A 20,066-nucleotide genomic window follows, 5' to 3' on the forward strand; every position below is an offset into this window, starting at 1 on the left:
ATTATTTAGCTCCCCTTGTTGCAACCTTTACAGATTGCGCATAACCCAATGTAATTGCCGCGCAGTGATTACCATTACTAACGCGCTCAACCCAATAACCTAAATCGACATTACCCTCGGCAACGTTTGTAATTTTCCCCGCATCTTCGCCCGTTGGCACGATATAAACACGCTCACCACGTTTTAACTCAATGTCATTTACCGCTAACGCAACAACAGAATCACCGTGAGAGAAGTGTCCGATGTTGATGTGACGGTTATTTGGGTGCTTGTCGCCGTAGATATCACGCACGATAATTCCGTGAATTAAATCATTTGCTGATTCAATCGCTTTGATACCACCGTCGGCATTTACTGCAACAAAAGTACCGCACAATAAATCTTTGCCCGTTAAATTTTCTTCACCCCACACTTTGCTGTCTGAGCTAGATACACGGTAAATAGAACCGGGTTGCATTGTCCCTTGTTCTGAATCCCAACTTGTAAAACTGTAACCCATTACTTACCTCCTAATCGTTTGCTTGCTGATTTTGCCGGCGCTTCTTTACTGTCATTAAGCAAACTTGAAACAACCTTGTTTTTCTTCGTGCTTGTTGCTACTAGACCTGCATAAGCCGCGCGAATTTCCGCATCTGTTAATTTTGATGCTTGGTCTTTTGTGTAAATACCATGATCGACCAAAACACCTATACGAACATCACGCCCACTTTTAGCATCATTTAGCTTCACTTTTGGGAATCGTGCTTTAGCATCATTCATTACGCTATCCCTGTCTTTTTCAGCCTCAAGCTCTTCAACGCGCGCTTTGTATTCGTCACGCTCTTTCTTAACTTGTTCAAGCTCTGCTGTTAAAGCCGTAATTCGGGCGTCCTTATCGTCTTCGCCTGCTGTTGGTTCTTCATCGTTCAAAGCTTCAAGTTTTGCTTTTAGCTCATCGATTTGTTTTTGAAGTTCATCAGCCTTGGCTTTTGATTCCTCATCTTCTTTACCTTGAACTTCTTCAAGCTGTTGCATGAGTTCATCAATTTTTTTGTTGATTTCGTCAGCAGATAAGTCAGAATCTGTTAACAACTTCTTGATAGCGTCAACAAGCGACTTTCTTTTTGCTTTAAATTTCATTAATGTTGCTCCTGTTTTTGGTTTACTATCGTTTAATCTACAATCTGAGCCAGCGCGACCTTCGGCAACGATAGCAACATGATTGACCTTGATATTTTTGTGATAAAACTTACCGTTAACTTCTTGAATATCAGCAGGCTCATAACCAACCGATAATTCGCGAATATCTTTGTTTTTGAGTAACTCAATTGCTGAAGCATCTTGAATATATGCATCGCATACAATGTAATTACCATCAGCTCTTGGATTTTGAACATGCCCAACTGTTTTATTTTTCCAGTCAGTCGCATCAACTGACTTTTTGTCCGGATGTGTGATTGTGATTGGCATACCATCAATTGATTTAAGTGTGTCGGCTTTACTAAGCTCCTCAATTGTGCGGTTAACATCAACAAGCTTGTTTGCTCTGCTGTCCGTTAATCCAATTTCATGACCGTAATACTGTAAAACTCCGCCTTTAGTGATTTTTGCAGTTGTTTTTAAGTAGCCTTGCGGTGTTATTTCCCAAGCCATAAAACCCTCTTTTAGACGTAAATAATCCTACTCAGCTAAGAGCATAGATTTATCAATTTTGATTAGAATTTAATATAAGGAATAGATAAACATCGACACTGATAATCTTGGCCACATTTACCGATATAGCCACCGATTGATTTGCGCTTTTTCCATGTTTTACCATCGTCATCTGAGTAGACTGTAGGGTCTGAATACTTGCATAACATGTTATTTAAAACTAAATGCGATTCACGCTCTCGTGCGTCACCAGTGCCTTTCCATTTATAGACATCAAAGCCTAGTTTTTTATTGCGCTCTTCTTCAAAATCGGCGTTGATTTTGGCTGTTTGGTCTCTTGCAATGAGTTTTGCGCGAGAATAAGAGACATTACCTCTTGCGCGAATTTCATTAATTAGCTCGCCATGTCTAAAGCCTTTTTTGTAGTTCGTGAAGACATTTGAACCGATATCATTGATAAAGTCATTTTTGATTGATGTTATTAGCTCGACATTTTGCTGAATAGCTACTGCTAACGTATCGCCCAAAATTTCTTTTTCGATAATGCTTGAGAGGTCAATATCAAAAGCATTTTTAAAGTTGCGAGTAAATTGTGTTTTATTCTGATAGTGAACTTTAGTCACGAATCGAGTGGCCAACAATTTAGCTCTTTCTTCGATGCGCTCGCCAGCAATTGACGCGAGTACTTCGATTAACGAATTGATATAATCATCATCACTAATAGCGACAGCATCAACCAAGTTTTTTTTACTGAGTGCATCCGTGATTCGGTTTATCATTGTCCGAATAAAATCAGCTAACGCATCGCGATAATAAACTTCGGCTCTTTTACTAGGCGTTGTTGGTGGTAAAAATCTATCACGCCCCGATAGTGAATTCTTCAGTAGAGAATAAATCTCCATCTTTCAAATCCTCTTCTGTAGTGTTAATTAGCAGTTTGCGCGCGATTAACTCGGTTTGTGCCACTTTATCAGAAATGATATTAGCAGTAACTAAAGCCGAAAAAGCACTAGCGAATTGTCCAAATCTTGCCGCTTCTTTGTCTTCGTTAACTACTTTTATCGACGGGTATTCAAACGTTAGTCCATGATTCGGCATCATCTTATCGAGAATAAATTTATCAATGAATTCCTGAGCAGGTCGTAATCTGCTTTCTTGTAATGCGTTGATTGTACCGTGATATGATTCTAAGTCTTCTTCGCCTGTGGAAAAGCCACTCGCAGATAGTCCAAATAGCACTGTAATCGGTCTATCTAGCGCACCCGCGGTAACAGTAATGAGTTTTGTTAAAACCTCAGATAATCCGCCGTATGTTGCTGTTTTTTGCTCCCAACGACCTTGAGCTTCACTATTGCCAGCATCTAACGCAATAGCATTCATTGACGATTTAGTGTGATTAATTAGATTGATGAATTTTCTAATATCATCTTCTTTGCCTTGCGCCACTTTTGCTATCAAATCGGGAATAAACAACACATCAACATTACTATCTTGAATAATATCGCCAATACATGTAATTGTCGTATCAAACAAACGGATAGCATTGTATTTGTTTTGTAAATCAGATGTGCCAAATTGATTTCTATCTGTCAGTTTTGATTTACCTAACTTTAATCTGTGACAGCGTGAATGATGAACCTTATTATTTTTTCCAATTGTGTAGTGAATTGGTTTACCGAAATTCGCTGATTTCAAATCATCATCGATATTACTATCGGGATCAAACTCACCTTTTGTTAGCACGATAAAACGCTGTATATCCTCGACATCTGATAGCGGTTGCGACAAATCACCAGCATCAGTAATGGCGACAATTAACGCATCACCAAGCAATGAACTAAACGCCAAAAATTTTTCTTTTATCTCGTTTAGCTTTAATCGATTTTCTTTTTCGATAACTAGTTTTAGCAGATTTTCATCATAATCACCGCTAAATACTCTCGGCAATTTGAGCATGTCCTCTGCTGTTTTGTCGATGTATTTGCCAGTTAACCACGAACTGCTATACATATTCAATAATTGTCGGTCAGATATTTTTTTGTTTGAATATTTCACCGAATCGCTTTTATTGCCCAGTGATGTATACAGGCTTTCTACTGAATCAGTAATATAATTTGCTTGTGTCATAACACATCCAAGATTGATAATTTGTTTTTAATATAACCGTCTAACGAGTATCGAACAGCATCCCAGCAGTGATTATTTGCATCAACAATAATTGGTAGCACTTCACCAGTCATTTTGTCAGTTTTATAGCTATATAACCGAGCTTCGGTTGCGGTATGTTTACAGCGAGGATGGATAATAATTTTCTTAAACCCTCGCAGATATGCGATACCGTCCTCAACACTGCCTTGCCATTTCTTTGCGGCTGAAATGTTAAAACCCTTGCGCTTAATATGGCTAATAGTTTCAGGTCTTGAGCAATCGCCTTTAATCGGCCATTTTCTCGACTCTGGCACCGAATCATAAAACGAATCCATTTCGTCAAGCTCGATATTAACGCCGTATGCCTCGTATTCAATATACAGACAATCATTTAGAATAAATGAGCGGATTAATGTGTTCGGGTCATTTGCAAAGCCGAAGTCAGCACCAAATAATAAACGGTCCGCTTGTTTGTGCAGGTTGTCATCAAATTCTTCAACAACATATCGACCACTTAAAACTTGTTTATCTGAATTTTCGAGATAAGCGCCCTCCCACACCCAGGCATATGATGCATAATCCAATCGGGCCAAGTCGTTTAATCTCTCTTGCTCTAACACATCAGGGAAAAATGGATTATCGTTATAATTCATCTCAACGATGATGGCATTATCTGGCGGGGTTTGTCTGAATCTTATATCTGTTGGGCTTCCCTCTGTTTCGGGGTTCCACGTTACCCATATTTCGGAGTTAGTCTCACGAACCGTAGGGGTTAACTTTCGCCATGCGATTTCTGATACGTTTTCCGCTTCGTCAACCCAACATAGTAATATGCGTGCTTTTGATTTAATACTGTCGAGATTATGACGTAAACCACAAAACACATAGCTAACTAATCCGTTTTTTGTTCTGATATAGTTTTGCCCAATATCGTAATAATCAGCTAACCAATCAACCGAGCGAATCGCCTGCTTGACTTCTTCCATGGATGAGTCAGCTAACGAATTCATAAACTCACGAGCGCACAGTATTACACCGCTTACCCCTGCTTCTGCAAATTGATAACCCTTAATTGCTGTCATCAATGCAAATGAACGAGTTTTAGCGCTACCTCGACCGCCATATGCACCGCGATATCTGACATTTTCGGCTACAAACACAGATATCAATTTTTTAGGTAACTGTATTTGTGCTGTTGTCATGTCGTTTACTCTTTCGGTGTTACCAACTCTATTCGTGTTGGTTTGGGTGACATACTGCCGTCTGATGATTGATGATCGATTTCTTGTTTTTCGCTATAGCCGTGATTAGATAGCATCAGCTTTGTGATAGTTGGATTGAATGAGCTAGTTAGTCCACCATTTATTAGCTTATTCTCTTGTAAAGTTTTAATTGCTTCTAGCGTGTCGGAAAACTCTTTGTTTTGTTTTGCGTATTCATACATTGATGACTTGTGCTTACCGAGATAGCAAGCAAGACCTGCAACACTTGGCACTACATCCCCAAATGTTTCGTAGTCCCCAAGTAAGTATTGTTTAGCCTTTACGAGACATTCGGCTAGTTCACTTGGGCGACCTACTTTTTTCTTTTCGCCCTTTTTCATAATCTTTCCTTAAACTAATAATTGAATTTGTTTCATCGTTACCCTGCGAGTATGATTAATCATTTATGTTAATGATATGTAACTGCTGATTTTGTTTCTTTCTCTTCTAAATTCATTAGCATGAAATCACTCATTAGATTGTTTAATTTATCTATGCCAGATTGATTTAAATAAAAGGTAGTGCCGATTTTTAATGAACAGCCCTCTTTTGTTTTATTCATATCAATCATTGAACCATACATACACATGCGTTCAAATTCTGAAAGCTCTCGTTCATAGAATCCTTCCAAAAAAGACGCCAGGCTGTCGGGTTCTAATTCCAAGTTTCCTAGATGATGTTTGAAAATATTATCGCCATTTATTCTAATTAGATGTTCTACATATGAGATGCTAACAATGCGAGCGTAAAAAATAGGGTTTTTATTATTATCCATTATAGTTACCTTTATGCTGCCAATATAAATTTAATCTGTCCCTGCGTATTCAATATTGTTGAGCATCGAGCCTCGAAATCTTTGTAATCAATACAGCCTTTTGCAATTGTTGTTATTGCGATTAGTTGGTCTTCTACCGCTTTCAAAGCTTCTGGCTTTAAAAATTGATGGATTTTTTCACCTTTTTTCGTGCGCTCTTTGATGCTCTGATAAACCTTTTTAGGTAGTACGACACCATAAACCCACTTTTGGGTTATCATTCCGAATAATGATGGACAACCACCAGCATGATTATTGAATGGCAAGTTAGTCATTTTTGATAATGCTTGATAAAAAGGTTGTTGGAATCGTTTTTCCCATGTTTGAGGCTCTTTATGAGTTAGTATTGCTAATACTTGTTCGTCTGTGTACGTTATTGATTGAGAGCGAATGAGTTTATCTATTTGCTCATCACACCATATTTCAAAATCCACAGACAGCCACCGGGCAAATCGAACGGCTAATTTAGGATGAATCCAAGTACCACCACCACGATCCTTTCTTGCTCTGCTAGTTTTTACATACGGGATTTTCTGGTATCTAGATTCTAACGCATTGATATAATTAACAGTATCAGGAAGAGTTAGCCAATCATTTGGTCTTCTGCCAAATTTTGACGCAGCTTCTGTAGCGTTAATCCAACCATCATCGTTAAAACCAACTTGATGACCGTTAAAATCAAATTTAATAATATTCATATTATGTCCTTTATAGAATGAGCCTAAGTCACACAGAATAAACAGCCCCAAGAGTTCAGACACTAGCTGTCATTCTCTTAGGCTCATTCTGTAAAGCTCTTGGTTAATATTTGCCGTGTGATAGCAAATTTCAGATATAAAAAAACCGCAATTAAGCGGTTTGATTAAATATGCAGTTATTTTTTATAACTGCTCGGGATTTTTATAGTTTATGCAGTAAAAGTAAATAGTTATTTATAAAAAGCCGATCGAGTTAAGTTATTACGACGCAACTTTAATTTTTTTCGCAATTCAATCATAGAGAGATTTTTTTGCTCAATGCTTAACTTTAGCTTTTCTTTTAAATCATCATCATTGTTATACATGAGCATGTATTTTGTTTTTTCCTTATCCAAGATTGAATAAATATACACATCATACAATTTCTTGCCTGCCGGTACTTTTGGATCGTCGCATTGTCTTTCGGTCTCTGTATAGCAAATAATTTTGTAAAACTCACTAGACAAGAACAATGATTTATCTATTTCGTATACGCCATTTTCTTGCACTCTCTCGCTTGGCGGGCCGTACGATGAATAATGAACAAAAGATATTTTCCTTCCTGTCACCGTTGTGAGATTTAATTCAAGCATTTCATTTCCCGTTGTTGATTAGATTTATCGCCCTTTTATCCGCATTGCACTGCCTAAGCTCGTTCAATAATTCAGTGTACAGAACTGGACATTGTCCCCACGTGATTCGCTTATCAATATAAGGCTCGTTATTTGGTTGTGTTAGTGATGCAGGAATATTGCATTGATAAACGTACTCAGTTTTTACCGCTCCGCATCCAGTCAGACACGTTACTAGGCATAAAATCATTAGCACATTGATTATTTTTAAGCGCATCTTTCATTTGCTCTTGAAGTTGTTTAATTGACATAGCGTCTTGAGCTTTTTCTTGCTCTCGTTGCGCTATAATTTGATTGTTTTTAGCAATATCCTGGTTCAACTGTTCGATTTTTCCGAACAGTTCAGCTTTATCTTTTTGTAGCCGTTTCTTCTCTTGATAATTGTTGTAACCGAAGTGGACAGCAAAGACAAAAGCAGCAACGATTAATACTATGCTCGCCATACTTGATTTATTCATAACGATGTAACTCCACACCTCAGGACAGACAAATTTTGTATATAAACAAAAAAAACCAACGGTAACAATTGTAGCCACAAGCCACGAAACGCACTCTACTATAAGCACTTCTAGTGAATTGCGCTCGGTTTCTAGCGCTATTTCGTAATTATGTCCTGAAGCTAAAACATATTTACTTTTTACTTTTGACAATTTGAACATGATGAATCACTCAACAATAACGATACAAATAAAAACCAACCCCAGCCGTTGACATCATTAACAGCCATTATTGAAGCGATGATGAAGCATAAGATAGACATAACGCTTTCTCCTTTTCTCGCCTGATTACTAAGCCATTCAGTACTTTACCGCCTGCTTTATTCCATTTCGGAAACTCATTACAAGCTGCTTTATAATCACCGTTGTTCAAATGTTTATACATTGTTGATTTCCGCATGTTTGAACAACCGCAATTAAACGTAATCGAAGTAACAGCATTAAAAACAGGTTGAGGCAAATGAAAACCATTAGCGTAGCGATTGACACACCGCTCCGCAGTTTTGATATCACCAACCCAACGCTGAGCTATTTCCTCGTCTGTGTAAGCTTTTTGCTGAATGTTACCCGTTGAGCCGATACCTACTGTTAATACATTAGCAGGACAATAATACGGCTCTCGTGCGCATGATTCTGCATTACCGATTATTTCAAGCCCCACCTTGCTCGTTCGGATTTCATCTGAGTAATTAGCAATAACAATCCCAATGATTACCGAAACACTACAAATCGCACTCGTCGCTATTCTTGTTGTGTTTTTCATAGTATTGCTCTCTCAAGTTCTTTTTGTGATAGAAATCTCGGCGTTTATATACCCAGTTAATAATAAACGTCGCTATTGATAAAATAATACCTACAATAATGGCTATATCGTTTAAGCTAAGCGCACCTAAAAGCGTGCATATAGCTCCCCAGAAATACGAAATCGGTGAAGTGTATTTTTCCATAATAAATATTCTTGTTAGTTAATTATGTGACAGCGTACTAGCTATATTGAGTTATGTGTGTGTCTAGCTTTGCTGTCGATTCTGTGGAAATAAATAGACCTAAACGGCAGAAGTTTAGGCGCAGTTACGACTCGACGACATCAATGTCGCCGACATTTGTAATATTGATTATTAAAGCGACATAACCCAAGCTAACATTGCTTCATCGCTTTCTAATGCGTAAAGCGGAATTTCTAGCGAACCCGCTTTTTCTGAGCTATTTAGCGCATCCAAAATATCGATTAAATATTTATCTTGTAAATCCGCTAGTTCTTTTGTTGATGTGTTTTGCATAAATTAAACAATAAAAAAGCCCGCATTTGCGAGCTTTATATATAAAAATCCTATCATGCCTAATGTAGTATACTTTCTGTCTCACGTCAACTAAATTAATAAAAAATATCATTTCTTTTTGATAAATTAGCGACAATATAACTTTCAAACGATTTTAGCCGCCTATCAACTGTATCTTTTGATATATCTCTCATTTTTGCTATTTCTCTTAATGTTAATCTCTCGCTCCCATCTGAGCCATCAATAACAACATCAATGCCGCGGTAATACAAATCTGCTAATTCCCATTGCTCTCTTAACGCTAAATCTTTAGAATTTTTAGCATTTCTCATGCATTCATCAATAAATTCTAGCTCGTTTTCTATATAAACAAGGTTATGTTTAGGGTATAATTCTGAAAACATAGCGCTAACATTTTTATAGCCACATCTGCTAGAATATGCATTGCATGCACCCCACATTTTTAACAAATCAATAGCTTTGGCTAGTAAATTGTTCTCATTAGCTCTCTCAATAAATAAATTTTTACTATTGAGATAATTTTCAAATTGCTTAACATCTGGCTCATCATCAACGTATACATATTCTGCTAGCATTTGTTACCTACCCTTTAACTCTTTTAATTTTTGTTTATACTCAGCTTTAATCTGCTTTATTTGCTCTACTGTGTATTTTTTCGGTTCGTGATACCCCTCTAACCATTCAACTTTTTCTACACCTATTTTTTTCACTAAATTAATTCTGTACTCAATGATGTTACCTGATTTGTGGTTATTACATGCTGAACATTGCTTATGTACATTAAGCTCACAAAATCGTAACTCTGGACATGCTCCAACACTTCGATAATGCCCTGCGTGATATTGCCCGTTATGATGACGCCCACAACTGATACACGGCTCGCTTTTATCTCGTTCTCGAATAAATGCGTTAAATACTGTTTGCGCATCTCTTAAATGCTCTGAGCGTGTTTTTACGCTCTCCTTAGCTATTCGTGTTAATTTAATTCTGGTTTGCTCTTGAACTTTGTTATCTTTTGCATACTGAATAGCGCAATCAACCGAACATACTTGAGCGAGCGAATTGAATAGCGCAAATTTTCTGCCGCAGCTTTTACATTTTTTCTGCCTTATTTCTCTCTTCATCGTCGAAACTTCGCTTTATTCTTGTAAAACTTACCACATGAGCCTTTTACTTCACCATTAACGCCAATTAGCGGTCTATTGCAGACATACAAATCCCAATCAACGTTATATAAACAACCCCCGCCACATTCGGGACATTTAAAATCTGTTTTGATTAATTTATGTTTCTTCGGCATTGTCGTTAACCTTGTTTAAATTATGCTGATTAATGTATTCTCTGCGTTGCTCTCTAACTATTGCGATTGCTCGCTCTAATTCTTGCTCTTTGTCATCGTATAGTTTTAATTGTTCTTTGTGTTCGTTGTTCATCATGCCACCTTTGATAATTGGTCTTTGTACTGTTCTGCTAGTCGAATTGCTTCCTGCGCATCTGCGCTAAATGTAACGCCGTTTTCAGCCCCGAATTGTTCAGCACAAGTCACGACATCAGCAAATTCTTTTTTATTCATTCTTCGCGTTGATAACCCCATAAACACCAGTCCGCCTTGAATTCCTTTTACGCATTTCTGTCCGTGCAAATTAGCCGTGATTAAATGCTTCCATTCCTCTGCTGTGAGCTTTTCTCCGTTCCATTCAACTTGCTTAGCAATATCATTTAAAACAGCCCACATCATGCGATTTTGAGCGTTACTACGTTTTTCTTCATCAATCACAACTCTTAGAGGGTGCTCGCTATCAACTGGTAATTGATTTATTACGTTAATCGCTGTAGTGCGTGCTAGTTCGTGTGTTAATCGAAATTCTTTAATCATTGGTAACACCCCAATCAATACATAAACATTTTTTACTCTCAAAAATCTTCTCGTACTCGTTAGCCTTAGCAATATCCTGCTCTAACGCATCTTTTTTACCTGCCCTAATTCGATATTTCAAAATGTTGCCGAGGCAAAACCCTCTAAACTGCTCTACAGTCATGCTACGCGCTATGATGTCGATAGATTCGATACCCTCGATTATTTGGTAATGTTTAGGATTTTTTACGTTGTCACTCATCACTTATCTCACTCATAAAATTTTTTAATTCTTTGTTGTTCTTGCTTTTCCATCTCTTTTAAAACGGGTTTTAAAACTAAATTATCAAATCGATATTGAGTGCGAATTGATGGTCTAAACTGTTCTTTATCACTTAGATATGCTCCATTTTTTGCTTCAAGTTTGTACGAAGCGTATGGGTAACCATCAATCCAAATTTGATAACTATCACCGTTGTGTTGAAGTGTTACGTAATATCGATTCGATTCTACAATCTCAAAATCATCAAGAATTTCATTGAGTTTTCTGTCCCAATCTTTATTAAATTTCTTGAGATGACTTATAAAAACCCGTCTCAAAAAGTACATTAAATATCTCATCACTAAACCCTTACGCACTCAAAGTTATCAAGCCGAATTAGCTCTTTTGCTTTCCACCCAAAAGAATTCTTTTTACCGTTTGACAGCTTTTCAATGCATTGTTCGACTGTTAATTCTTCATTAGTAAAATGAGTCCAATTTATCGGTTGGTGTCCGTCTTTTATGATTGTTGCTGTTATTTTGTAAGCCATTTTTGTATCAACTCCCTCAATTTTGCCTTATCTTCTTCTGAATAATTTTTTACTCGTTCTGCCAACTGCTGTTTAATCTTTGCCGTATTTGCTCCCCTGTTCTTTATATCTCTCACATAGTCGTACGCTATTTTGTCGAGCATGTGATTAATACCGAGTGGGCAGTGGTTAACCTGCTCTCGCATATTTACGCTCTTTCTTCACTGGTTCTGGATTTGCTCTAGCTTGTGATTCGAGCTGATCTACTTCATAAATGCGTCCATTGCTAATACCTGCGAAAACAGTAAAATTTCCCGCTCCGTGTCTGTTTAACGCAACGTTAATTTCCATTAAGTTTTTATCTGCGTTGTCGTTGTAAACAGCATCACGATAAATACCAACCCAATAATCGCAATCTTGCTCAATTTGTCCCGTATCTCTGCTGTCACTTGGTATCGGTCGTTTATCTGCTCTTGATTCAAGATTACGATTTAATTGAGTTAACATAACAACAACGCAATTAAGCTCCTTGGCCAACGCTTTAAGCCCTTTCGTGATTGCTCCGTAAGCCAAGTCATTACGAGTATCATCGCCAGTTTTTTCTTTCTCCATTAGAGTTAGATAGTCAACCATGATCATGCCTATCTGGCCCTTTTCTCTTGCCATTCGTCGAGCTTCTGAACGGATATGCGATAGTGTGATCGCAGGTGTGTCGTCAATGTAAATGTTATCGGTGTTTGATAATTCGTTGAGATGATGCATAACACGCGCAAACTCTGAATCCGAACCTAAACCACCGTCATAGAAAATATTGCTGTTTACACCTGATTCTTGGGCTAAAATGTTTTCAAGCATTTGCTCATCTTGCATTTCTAACGAAAACATCAGCACAGGTAATTTCTCATTCATAGCGCAATAACGAGCCATGTTTATTTCGAAAGTGGTTTTACCCATTTTTGGACGAGCACCAACAACAAACAGCGATCCGCGGACCAATCCTTTAGGTGCTAATTTCTCATCTAATGCTTTGATTCCAGTTGATAAACCACGTGCACTATCTGCGTTTTCTAATCGTTGTCCAAGGGTTTCTGTCCATTTATCAGCAATTGTTTTTAACGACTTAAGTCCAGTTGTTTTACCAGTTTTGTTATAGTCATCAATTTGCGTAAATAGCGCATGAATAGCCGATATTTTGTCGCTAGTAGATAGATTTGATTTCTCAAAAATCATAGCGCTACAGTCGTTTAATTTTTGCAATGTGTAGCGTTCTATCGCTTTATCTCGAACGATTCCAGCATAGGCTGTAACGTTGATCATCGACGGCGTATTTTTGGATAATTCAGCCAGATAAGCTAAACCACCGCAATCTTTCAAAGTTCCCTTTGCTTCCATACTGTCTGACAAAGTAATCAGATCAATTGGGTAATTTTTACGATTTAATTCAAGCATTTCAGCAAAAATAACTTGATGATGTCTGCTGTAGAATGATTCTGGCTTCAATGAATAGATTGCTTTTTGGCAGCGGTCTGATTGAAAATCTAACATCATTGAGCCAAGCACGGCTTGTTCAGCAACTAAGTCATGTGGGATCACGTTCATAGCGTACCCTCCACAACTTTCAAGTATGTACTTGGTTTTATGATGTAATCGAAATCAGCACGCCAGCCTCGGTCGTTCTCACCGAAATAAAACGGTTTTGCATGATCCACAAAATCATAAAAATAATTAGCCAAGTTTTGGAATGTTGGTTGATCAAGCTCTTTGAGTAATTTCTTCACTGCGTTTTTTCTTGCAGTAGTCATTTTTTGAATCTGTGGCAATCTGTTTTCTACAGCATCGTTGTATGCATCCATGACCAAATCAAAATCAATATTATTTTCTTTTGTAATATTGTTTTTAATAGTGTCTTTTGTAGAGTGACATTTTTTGTCACTGGTGGTAGTAACATTTTTTGTCACTGGTTCTATGCATTTTTTGCTACCAGTAGCATTTTTTGTACCTGCATTTTTTGTCACTGGTTCTGACGTTTCCAACACTAGTGAATATTCAGTAATCTCACCATTATTTTTAATTGCATTGATCAAACCTAAATTTGTTAATTCAGATAGAGCGACATAGATAGTGCGCTTGTCTTTTATCCCTAAATATTGCATAAATTGAGATATACTGATTTTATCACTCGCTTTGCCCCACCCCGTAGTTTTGCGAGTAATGAGCAAATAACAACGTAACGCATTAGCTGACATATCAGCCATTAATTCATCAATAACAGCGTTGGGAACTTGAAATGAGTTAGATATAAACTTATTCATCAATTAACCCTCATCGAATATTCAGCATATTTCTTGCCGTTTCGGCTTTTTACCATGCGGCTATCTATTGAATGACCACGTTTTTTTAAATCATAAATACGCGCACCTAGCCTAAGGCAACCGTATTGATCTAATGCTTGTAACGGATTAATGGTTTTACCACTTTGCAAATGTCGTAAAATGTTTTTACATTGGCTTTGTGTGCTTTCATTGTTTAATGTGCTCATGCCCGACCTCGAATAACGGACCAGTTGACATCAGGGCGGAGTTCTTCGCATTTAACAGCTCCGTTTGTTTTATCTTCTATATCTATTGCTTTTTCTATTGCTATTGCATTAACGTTGTTTAACCATTGCCAAACTTGTGATTTAGAAACGTTAAGTTTTTTTGCTGTCTTTACTTGAGATCCACCAAAGAAATCAATAGCCTTTTTTATTGCTTGGTTTTTCTTTTCCATATTGCTCCATGTATAAAAATAAAATACATAATAATGAAAGTATAATTTGACTATACAAACAAGTAAAGTATTTTTATACGACAAAAGTATAAATTTACTTTACTATTCTAAAAAAGGAGAAATTATGGATTTAAATGTCGCAGAGTGGGTTAAACAATCCCGATTAAATGCTGGTTATACACAAGAGCAGCTAGCTGAAAAATTATCAATGACTAAAGGGAATGTTTCAGCTTTTGAAAATGGCAGGACATCACCTAGTTTTAATGTCATGTTAAAAATATGTCATATTTGTGACGTATCGTTGCCAACAAATGAATTAAAAACACCAACTGAAGAAACTGCAGTGATAATTGATGAATTAACAGTTAGAGCGGAATGTGGAACGGGTGAATACAATGATTACTTTGAGCTTCGAGGTGGTTTATCTTTTAGTAAAGAATGGTTGAAAGAAATGGGCATCAATCCAAAATATTGCTATGTAATATACGCAAAAGGTTTAAGTATGTATCCGACATTACAAGATGGACAGGCTGTTTTAATTGATACAAGCCAAACAATACCAATTGAAAATAAAGTTTATTTGATAATGAGAGATCTTAACGGTCTAATCATGAAGCGAATCACTAGAGATAAAAATGGGGACTGGATCTACATCAGTGATAACGCTGACAAAAGTGCATTTCCAAATATGTATGCTTTTCAAAATGATAAAATAATTGGGCGTGTTGTTTGGACTGGAGGTAATGCTGGTCTGTAACGCCTTAGCGGTTGTGCGTAGAAAATTTAAAAAGAAGGGGAAATAATTATTATGGCTGTAAGGTTTAGGAAAAGAATAAAAATAATTCCGGGCGTAAAACTAAATTTAAGCTCAAGTGGTGCTAGTGTTAGCTTAGGTGGAAGAGGAGCTTCACTAAGCATTGGAAAAAAAGGCACATATGGCAATTTAAGTTTGCCCGGCAGTGGTTTGTCATATCGCACAAAGTTATCAAGCAATCAAAACGTCAAACGACCGACAACAACACAAAAATCAATATCAGATATCTCGATAAAAGTTAGGATAAATGAAGACGGTTCTGTTGAATATTTGAATCCAAATGACAATACACGTTTACCCGAAAATATAGTCTCCGATATCAAAAAAAATAACAAAGAAGTATTAATATCCATTTTTAAACAGGCTTGTAAAAAAAATAATGACGGTTTAGATTTACTAGATAAACTTCATTTGACTGCAATGCCACCATCTGATACTAGAATTTATCATAAAAAAGATTATCCTGAGCCTCGACCACAAAAAACAAAGTTAAAGGAAAAAAACTTTTTAAGCAAAATATTACCTTTTATTGAAAAAAATCGATTAAAATTCAATGAATCTATGGAGATTGCATATAATGAAAAACTGAAAATTTGGTCTCAAAAAAAAGAAAATTTTGATAAAAACGAGAATGATATAGCATATAGAATCAACGAATTACTAGCTTCTGGCAATGAAGAAGTAATAAATTCTGAATTGGTAACTTTATTATCCAATATTTCATTTCCAAAGGAAACTAATGTCGATTTTGAGATAAATGAAGATAATTTAGTTCTTGATGTAGATTTACCAGAAATTGAAGACATCCCGAATAAAAAATATACGGCATCAGATAACTCTCTAAGAATTTCAGTAAAAACGATTTCTGACACAGAGCGAAGAAAAATATACATGACACATATTCATTCTATAATTTTTAGAATAATAGCTGATGTATTTAGTTTGATCCCAACAATAAAAAGAATTACCCTTTCCGCGTACTCGCAGAGGACGAACAATCAAAATGGAAATATAGAAGATCAGTATCTTGTGAGTGTCAATATTAATAAAGCGGAATGGAAGTCAATCAATTTTAATAATATTGAACATATTGATGTGGTTGAATGTTTTAATCAATTTGATCTGATTCGTGACATGAGTAAAACTGGGGTATTTAAAGCTATTACTCCTTTTGCAACAATCATAAGAGACAACAATGAAAAGGAGCAAGAAGAAGTAAGCGAGCTTAAATATCCTGATGAAGATAACGGCTTATCAGCACAGGAATCACAGAAAAGAGAAGACAAACCACAACATCAATCGCTTAGTATATTACTTATAATTGGGATTATCTTTTTTCCATGTATTTTCGCTTGGTTCACCTTAAAAAAAGGGTATTCTAAAACAGCAAGGATTATCAGCTTTGCGTGGATGGTGTTATCGATTATTGCATATTGCTCATAAATTAATAAATAGAAAATTACCATCAACCGCCTCATGGGCGGTTTTTTATACCTGAATCCCACCTCTACTAATATAACCATACCAAAAAGATTAAAAAATAATCAATCAGTATATTTTTTTTATACTTTTGTTTAAAAACAGTTTACATAAAGTATAAATATACTATACTTAATCACATCAAAACAAATCAACTTAACCAAAAAGTTAAACAAGACTACGAGTTATTTAACAGGTTAAGAAGATTCAAGTAGCTAGCTGAGGCATATGAAAGTACAGCGGTTTTGAAAGCAATCACAGCAGTACGCATCGGGTGAGCGACTTAATCACTCCCAGCCTCGACAGAGACCGACTGGCCATCAAGTTCTTTAGTAAAAAGATTGCTTAATTTTATATAGTAACCAGAGATTAGAGGCGGCTACTGGTTGCTGATTCCGCCTAGTGGGTGACTGGATGAATTGTGCAGGTAAACCACCAAGCAGGCTGAGAGGTCTGCGCCTAATAATCAAATCAAAGCGCATTTAAACAAGTGCGCTTGAGTTTGAGGTAAGAGGAGATAAAAAGATGATTATCAAAGTTGAAAAAGCTCAATTATTGTCAGCCCAATTGTTTAGAGCGTATCAAGACGTAAGATACTATTTAAATGGTCTTTTCTTTGATAAAGACGGAACATTAGCAGCAACAAACGGGCATAAGCTTTTTGTTGGAAAGCATTTGAGTAAAATAAAGGCAGGTGTAATCATATCAATAAAAGATAAAATCCCAACAAAATTTTATTATGCAGAAATAAACACACAAAAAGGACTAATCTTTTACAAATCAGAAAAAGATGAAACTTTATCAGTTGGGTTAATTGAGGTTGTTGACGGGGTTTATCCTGATTATAAAAAGATAATACCTAAGCTTTCCACTAAAAAACACACGTCTGTAATCGGTTTTAATACTGAATATCTCAGTGACATATTAAAAGTCGGAAAAATTATCAGTCCAAAATTCCCTGCAGTAAAAATATTCATGCCGATGAACAGTGATGAGCCTGCTGTTTTTGAGTTTTGGAATCAAGAAGCAATAGCAATCCTAATGCCAGTGAGGATGTAAAAATGCAATTACAAACAGCTGTAGAAAATGGTTACGAAAATGCTTATTGCAACATGATGAATAATTCTGAAATGCAAGACGCTAAAGAAGCAGAAATTAAAGCTCAATCAAACGAACTTTATGACAAACTCAGCGATAGTGATTATCTAGAAATTGAAGAAAAAATAATGAAAGCGTTTGGTTGGGATGATGTTGACACTGATTCAGTTCAAAAAGCATTAAAGCTCATATGTTATGAAAAAGCTGAATTTCATTTTAATGAAAAAAATAAAAAATCATTTTATTAAGCTAACGAATTTTGACAACTCGGAAAGACGAGTACATGCAAATCCTTTGCCCCAGAAATGGGGCTTTTTTACAGAATTAGCAAATAGAAAGTATGAGGGTTAAACAATGACAAGTAAAAAGATTATTGAGCGATTACTACAATTAGATTGGTTTGTTAAGTGTGAAACTGAGCACGAATTAGCATTAGTATTAAATGCTTGCTTGGATGCAAATATTAGCTGGTTAGACAATGTACAAGCGCCGTTTATATCGGATCAAATTCAACAAGAACTACCAGTAGTTATTGGTGCATATTCTCTCTTCGATAGGTACAGACTTTATTGGGAGGTTCAAGATGATTTCGATGCTGGAAGCTCTGATTTAGAATGCATAACAGATTGGTTTTTCGAAGAGTTGAGGAGTGAATAATGGAAAAATTAACACCACAAAATGAACATCAAGAGCATATGGTACAGGTTTTATTAGCAAAAATGCAGGGTATACGGGTCGAATATAAAGTTGATGACAACGATTGGTGCTTAGCAGGCCATGATTGCGTTTCATTAGATATAAAATATCGCATCGTACCGCAACCGACGCCGTTGCCAATTTCACGTGAAATGTGGGCGATGATTAATGAAAAATGGAAATATGCGGCAATGGACAAAGATGGCGAAGTGTATTTTTATATTAATGAACCATATGCCGATAAGGATGATACTGACTGGAATAATTCTAGCGGTGAGTATTGTAGAAGCGTCTTATCTTTCAATATTGATGGCATTAACTGGAGTCTGTCACTCACAAAAGACCAGAGGACGTCTAAATGAACACAATACCAATTGACTACGTCGGCTGTAATGTTTATCAAACAGACCGATTTAATATTAATTACAAACTAAACAAGGGCGAGCAAGTATACGCCCTTTTTTGTGTCTTAATTGTGACATTCGGCGGATTGTTTATGTGGTTTAGCTGGATGTTAGAAGTGGCAACTAATTAAAGGAAATATAAAAATGGCAGAATCGTTTGAAAAGAAAATTTGGGAAACTCTATCGCAGGTTAATGTTAACGACAAAGTAGAAAAAAAGAACGGATTAACATATCTGTCTTGGGCGTGGGCATGGGGTGTTTTAATGGAGTATTATCCTCAATCATCATACATAATTAACCCGCCAACAATTGAACTGGATGGCTCTATGATGGTTAGCGTAACACTAACAATAAAAGAGGATATCAACGAAGCAACTCGATTTATGTGGCTACCAGTTATGGACTTTAAAAACCACGCTATTAAGTCGCCAAATTCAGTAGATATCAACAAAGCGACAATGCGATGTTTAACCAAGGCTATATCAATGTTTGGATTGGGTTTTTATATTTACGCTGGTGAGGATTTGCCAGAAGAAGAAAAACAGGCGCAAAAAATTAATGAAGATGCGTTAAACAAAAAACGCGAATCATTAATCAAAGCAGTTGAACAATCTGCACAAAAAGGCATTGATGCAATGGGTGAGTTTTGGAAATCATTATCAATTGAAGACCAAAAACTTATCGGGTCCAGTGAAAAACGTCGTATCTATGATATGGCAAAAGAGGCTGATAATGGAACAGCGAACGGATGAATGGTTTAACGCACGACTAGGTAAAGTTACAGCTAGCCGAATTAGTGATGTGATGGCTAAAACAAAAAGCGGTTATTCAACTAGCCGCCAAAATTACATGGCTCAGCTAATTTGCGAACGTCTAACAGAAAAACCAACCGAATCATACTCTAACGCCGCTATGCAACGCGGCACAGAGTTAGAGCCAACAGCAAGAGAAATGTACATGCTAAACCAATTTGACGTAACCGTTAAAGAAGTTGGCTTTATTCCCCACCCTACAATCGAAAACGCTGGCGCTAGCCCCGATGGACTAGTAAATGATGATGGATTAATTGAAATCAAATGCCCAAACACGTGGACGCACTTAGAATTTATGCAATCACTAAAGCCAAAGCGTGAGTA

The 20,066-nt window shown here is 36.6% G+C and carries 34 protein-coding genes; 9 read left to right on the forward strand and 25 right to left on the reverse strand.

The genetic code is table 11. The annotated features are described in order from the left end of the window. Position 1: 1 nt before the first annotated feature. The 25 genes from A9G32_RS11355 to A9G32_RS11465 all read right to left on the reverse strand — a co-directional run bounded on the left by A9G32_RS11355 (position 2) and on the right by A9G32_RS11465 (position 14,438). Positions 2–499 carry a structural cement protein Gp24 gene (locus A9G32_RS11355; RefSeq protein WP_065590547.1) on the reverse strand — a complete coding sequence of 166 codons (498 nt, stop codon included), beginning with the start codon at positions 497–499 and terminating at the stop codon, positions 2–4. After that, the gene (locus A9G32_RS11360; protein ID WP_065590548.1) at positions 499–1,632 is read right to left on the reverse strand and encodes a DUF2213 domain-containing protein; all 1,134 of its coding nucleotides are present in this window, start codon (positions 1,630–1,632) and stop codon (positions 499–501) included. The genes A9G32_RS11355 and A9G32_RS11360 overlap by 1 nt, the downstream gene beginning before the upstream one ends. 62 nt (positions 1,633–1,694) lie before the next feature. Continuing rightward, on the reverse strand, positions 1,695–2,534 hold the full coding sequence (locus A9G32_RS11365) for a phage head morphogenesis protein (RefSeq protein WP_065590549.1): 840 nt from the start codon (positions 2,532–2,534) through the stop codon (positions 1,695–1,697). Continuing rightward, positions 2,491–3,759 carry a phage portal protein gene (locus A9G32_RS11370; protein ID WP_065590550.1) on the reverse strand — a complete coding sequence of 423 codons (1,269 nt, stop codon included), beginning with the start codon at positions 3,757–3,759 and terminating at the stop codon, positions 2,491–2,493. Before A9G32_RS11370 ends, A9G32_RS11365 begins: the two co-directional genes overlap by 44 nt. Beyond that, complete coding sequence (locus A9G32_RS11375) at positions 3,756–4,982, reverse strand: PBSX family phage terminase large subunit (RefSeq protein ID WP_065590551.1); 1,227 nt, start codon at positions 4,980–4,982, stop codon at positions 3,756–3,758. Before A9G32_RS11375 ends, A9G32_RS11370 begins: the two co-directional genes overlap by 4 nt. Positions 4,983–4,987: 5 nt before the next feature. Continuing rightward, complete coding sequence (locus A9G32_RS11380) at positions 4,988–5,383, reverse strand: DNA-packaging protein (protein ID WP_065590552.1); 396 nt, start codon at positions 5,381–5,383, stop codon at positions 4,988–4,990. A 68-nt stretch (positions 5,384–5,451) separates the two neighbouring features. Next, the gene (locus A9G32_RS11385) at positions 5,452–5,817 is read right to left on the reverse strand and encodes a hypothetical protein (RefSeq protein WP_065590553.1); all 366 of its coding nucleotides are present in this window, start codon (positions 5,815–5,817) and stop codon (positions 5,452–5,454) included. A gap of 11 nt (positions 5,818–5,828) precedes the next feature. After that, on the reverse strand, positions 5,829–6,554 hold the full coding sequence (locus tag A9G32_RS11390; RefSeq protein WP_065590554.1) for a KilA-N domain-containing protein: 726 nt from the start codon (positions 6,552–6,554) through the stop codon (positions 5,829–5,831). 230 nt (positions 6,555–6,784) lie between these two features. Continuing rightward, positions 6,785–7,186 (reverse strand): hypothetical protein, encoded by a 402-nt coding sequence (locus tag A9G32_RS11395; RefSeq protein ID WP_065590555.1) that lies wholly within the window; start codon positions 7,184–7,186, stop codon positions 6,785–6,787. A gap of 1 nt (position 7,187) precedes the next feature. Beyond that, entirely contained in the window at positions 7,188–7,442 is a 255-nt protein-coding gene (gene lysC / locus A9G32_RS13735; RefSeq protein WP_442902822.1) for an Rz1-like lysis system protein LysC, read from the reverse strand. Then, a complete protein-coding gene (locus A9G32_RS13110) occupies positions 7,363–7,683 on the reverse strand; it encodes a hypothetical protein (RefSeq protein ID WP_176701348.1) in 321 nt (106 codons plus the stop codon). The genes lysC and A9G32_RS13110 overlap by 80 nt, the downstream gene beginning before the upstream one ends. Positions 7,684–7,951: 268 nt before the next feature. Then, entirely contained in the window at positions 7,952–8,485 is a 534-nt protein-coding gene (locus A9G32_RS11405; protein ID WP_065590557.1) for a lysozyme, read from the reverse strand. Next, a complete protein-coding gene (locus tag A9G32_RS13740; protein ID WP_081296841.1) occupies positions 8,445–8,669 on the reverse strand; it encodes a phage holin family protein in 225 nt (74 codons plus the stop codon). The genes A9G32_RS11405 and A9G32_RS13740 overlap by 41 nt, the downstream gene beginning before the upstream one ends. Before the next feature lie 171 nt (positions 8,670–8,840). Next, positions 8,841–9,002: a hypothetical protein gene (locus A9G32_RS13115; protein WP_176701324.1), complete on the reverse strand. Its 162-nt coding sequence runs from the start codon at positions 9,000–9,002 to the stop codon at positions 8,841–8,843. A gap of 95 nt (positions 9,003–9,097) precedes the next feature. Continuing rightward, complete coding sequence (locus A9G32_RS11410; RefSeq protein WP_065590558.1) at positions 9,098–9,598, reverse strand: hypothetical protein; 501 nt, start codon at positions 9,596–9,598, stop codon at positions 9,098–9,100. Positions 9,599–9,601: 3 nt separating this feature from the next. Next, entirely contained in the window at positions 9,602–10,147 is a 546-nt protein-coding gene (locus A9G32_RS11415) for a recombination protein NinG (RefSeq protein WP_065590559.1), read from the reverse strand. Between the two features lie 159 nt (positions 10,148–10,306). Further along, a complete protein-coding gene (locus tag A9G32_RS13120; RefSeq protein ID WP_176701349.1) occupies positions 10,307–10,456 on the reverse strand; it encodes a hypothetical protein in 150 nt (49 codons plus the stop codon). Continuing rightward, on the reverse strand, positions 10,456–10,899 hold the full coding sequence (locus tag A9G32_RS11425) for a recombination protein NinB (protein ID WP_065590560.1): 444 nt from the start codon (positions 10,897–10,899) through the stop codon (positions 10,456–10,458). The genes A9G32_RS13120 and A9G32_RS11425 overlap by 1 nt, the downstream gene beginning before the upstream one ends. Continuing rightward, positions 10,892–11,140, reverse strand: a complete 249-nt coding sequence (locus A9G32_RS11430; RefSeq protein ID WP_065590561.1) for a DUF3310 domain-containing protein — start codon at positions 11,138–11,140, stop codon at positions 10,892–10,894. Before A9G32_RS11430 ends, A9G32_RS11425 begins: the two co-directional genes overlap by 8 nt. Positions 11,141–11,148: 8 nt before the next feature. Further along, complete coding sequence (locus A9G32_RS11435) at positions 11,149–11,487, reverse strand: hypothetical protein (RefSeq protein WP_141672751.1); 339 nt, start codon at positions 11,485–11,487, stop codon at positions 11,149–11,151. Between the two features lie 14 nt (positions 11,488–11,501). Next, on the reverse strand, positions 11,502–11,690 hold the full coding sequence (locus A9G32_RS11440; protein WP_065590563.1) for a DUF1187 family protein: 189 nt from the start codon (positions 11,688–11,690) through the stop codon (positions 11,502–11,504). A gap of 168 nt (positions 11,691–11,858) precedes the next feature. After that, positions 11,859–13,268: a replicative DNA helicase gene (locus A9G32_RS11450; RefSeq protein ID WP_065590565.1), complete on the reverse strand. Its 1,410-nt coding sequence runs from the start codon at positions 13,266–13,268 to the stop codon at positions 11,859–11,861. Further along, complete coding sequence (locus tag A9G32_RS12885) at positions 13,265–13,981, reverse strand: replication protein (protein WP_065590566.1); 717 nt, start codon at positions 13,979–13,981, stop codon at positions 13,265–13,267. The genes A9G32_RS11450 and A9G32_RS12885 overlap by 4 nt, the downstream gene beginning before the upstream one ends. Continuing rightward, positions 13,981–14,208 (reverse strand): helix-turn-helix domain-containing protein, encoded by a 228-nt coding sequence (locus A9G32_RS11460; protein WP_065590567.1) that lies wholly within the window; start codon positions 14,206–14,208, stop codon positions 13,981–13,983. Before A9G32_RS11460 ends, A9G32_RS12885 begins: the two co-directional genes overlap by 1 nt. Further along, the gene (locus tag A9G32_RS11465; protein WP_065590568.1) at positions 14,205–14,438 is read right to left on the reverse strand and encodes a transcriptional regulator; all 234 of its coding nucleotides are present in this window, start codon (positions 14,436–14,438) and stop codon (positions 14,205–14,207) included. The genes A9G32_RS11460 and A9G32_RS11465 overlap by 4 nt, the downstream gene beginning before the upstream one ends. A gap of 46 nt (positions 14,439–14,484) precedes the next feature. Between A9G32_RS11465 and A9G32_RS11470 the strand changes: the two genes are divergently transcribed. From A9G32_RS11470 to A9G32_RS11505, 9 genes are all read left to right on the forward strand, one after another. Then, a complete protein-coding gene (locus A9G32_RS11470; RefSeq protein WP_141672907.1) occupies positions 14,485–15,195 on the forward strand; it encodes an XRE family transcriptional regulator in 711 nt (236 codons plus the stop codon). A 51-nt stretch (positions 15,196–15,246) separates the two neighbouring features. Beyond that, positions 15,247–16,695, forward strand: coding sequence for a DUF4236 domain-containing protein (locus tag A9G32_RS11475; RefSeq protein ID WP_065590569.1), 1,449 nt, complete (start codon positions 15,247–15,249; stop codon positions 16,693–16,695). Between the two features lie 561 nt (positions 16,696–17,256). Next, entirely contained in the window at positions 17,257–17,790 is a 534-nt protein-coding gene (locus tag A9G32_RS11480) for a hypothetical protein (protein WP_065575885.1), read from the forward strand. A 2-nt stretch (positions 17,791–17,792) separates the two neighbouring features. Next, on the forward strand, positions 17,793–18,077 hold the full coding sequence (locus A9G32_RS11485) for a hypothetical protein (RefSeq protein ID WP_065590570.1): 285 nt from the start codon (positions 17,793–17,795) through the stop codon (positions 18,075–18,077). Positions 18,078–18,183: 106 nt separating this feature from the next. Then, entirely contained in the window at positions 18,184–18,486 is a 303-nt protein-coding gene (locus A9G32_RS11490; RefSeq protein WP_065590571.1) for a hypothetical protein, read from the forward strand. Next, entirely contained in the window at positions 18,486–18,887 is a 402-nt protein-coding gene (locus tag A9G32_RS11495) for a hypothetical protein (protein WP_065590572.1), read from the forward strand. The genes A9G32_RS11490 and A9G32_RS11495 overlap by 1 nt, the downstream gene beginning before the upstream one ends. Beyond that, complete coding sequence (locus A9G32_RS13125) at positions 18,884–19,060, forward strand: hypothetical protein (protein ID WP_176701322.1); 177 nt, start codon at positions 18,884–18,886, stop codon at positions 19,058–19,060. Before A9G32_RS11495 ends, A9G32_RS13125 begins: the two co-directional genes overlap by 4 nt. A 13-nt stretch (positions 19,061–19,073) precedes the next feature. Next, a complete protein-coding gene (locus A9G32_RS11500; protein ID WP_065589192.1) occupies positions 19,074–19,682 on the forward strand; it encodes a Sak single strand annealing protein in 609 nt (202 codons plus the stop codon). Further along, a partial coding sequence (locus tag A9G32_RS11505; protein ID WP_081296845.1) for a lambda exonuclease family protein occupies positions 19,663–20,066 on the forward strand: 404 nt, incomplete at its 3' end. The genes A9G32_RS11500 and A9G32_RS11505, both read left to right, overlap by 20 nt.

The organism is Gilliamella sp. Gris3-2 (assembly GCF_001690345.1).
Classification (GTDB): domain Bacteria; phylum Pseudomonadota; class Gammaproteobacteria; order Enterobacterales; family Orbaceae; genus Gilliamella; species Gilliamella bombi.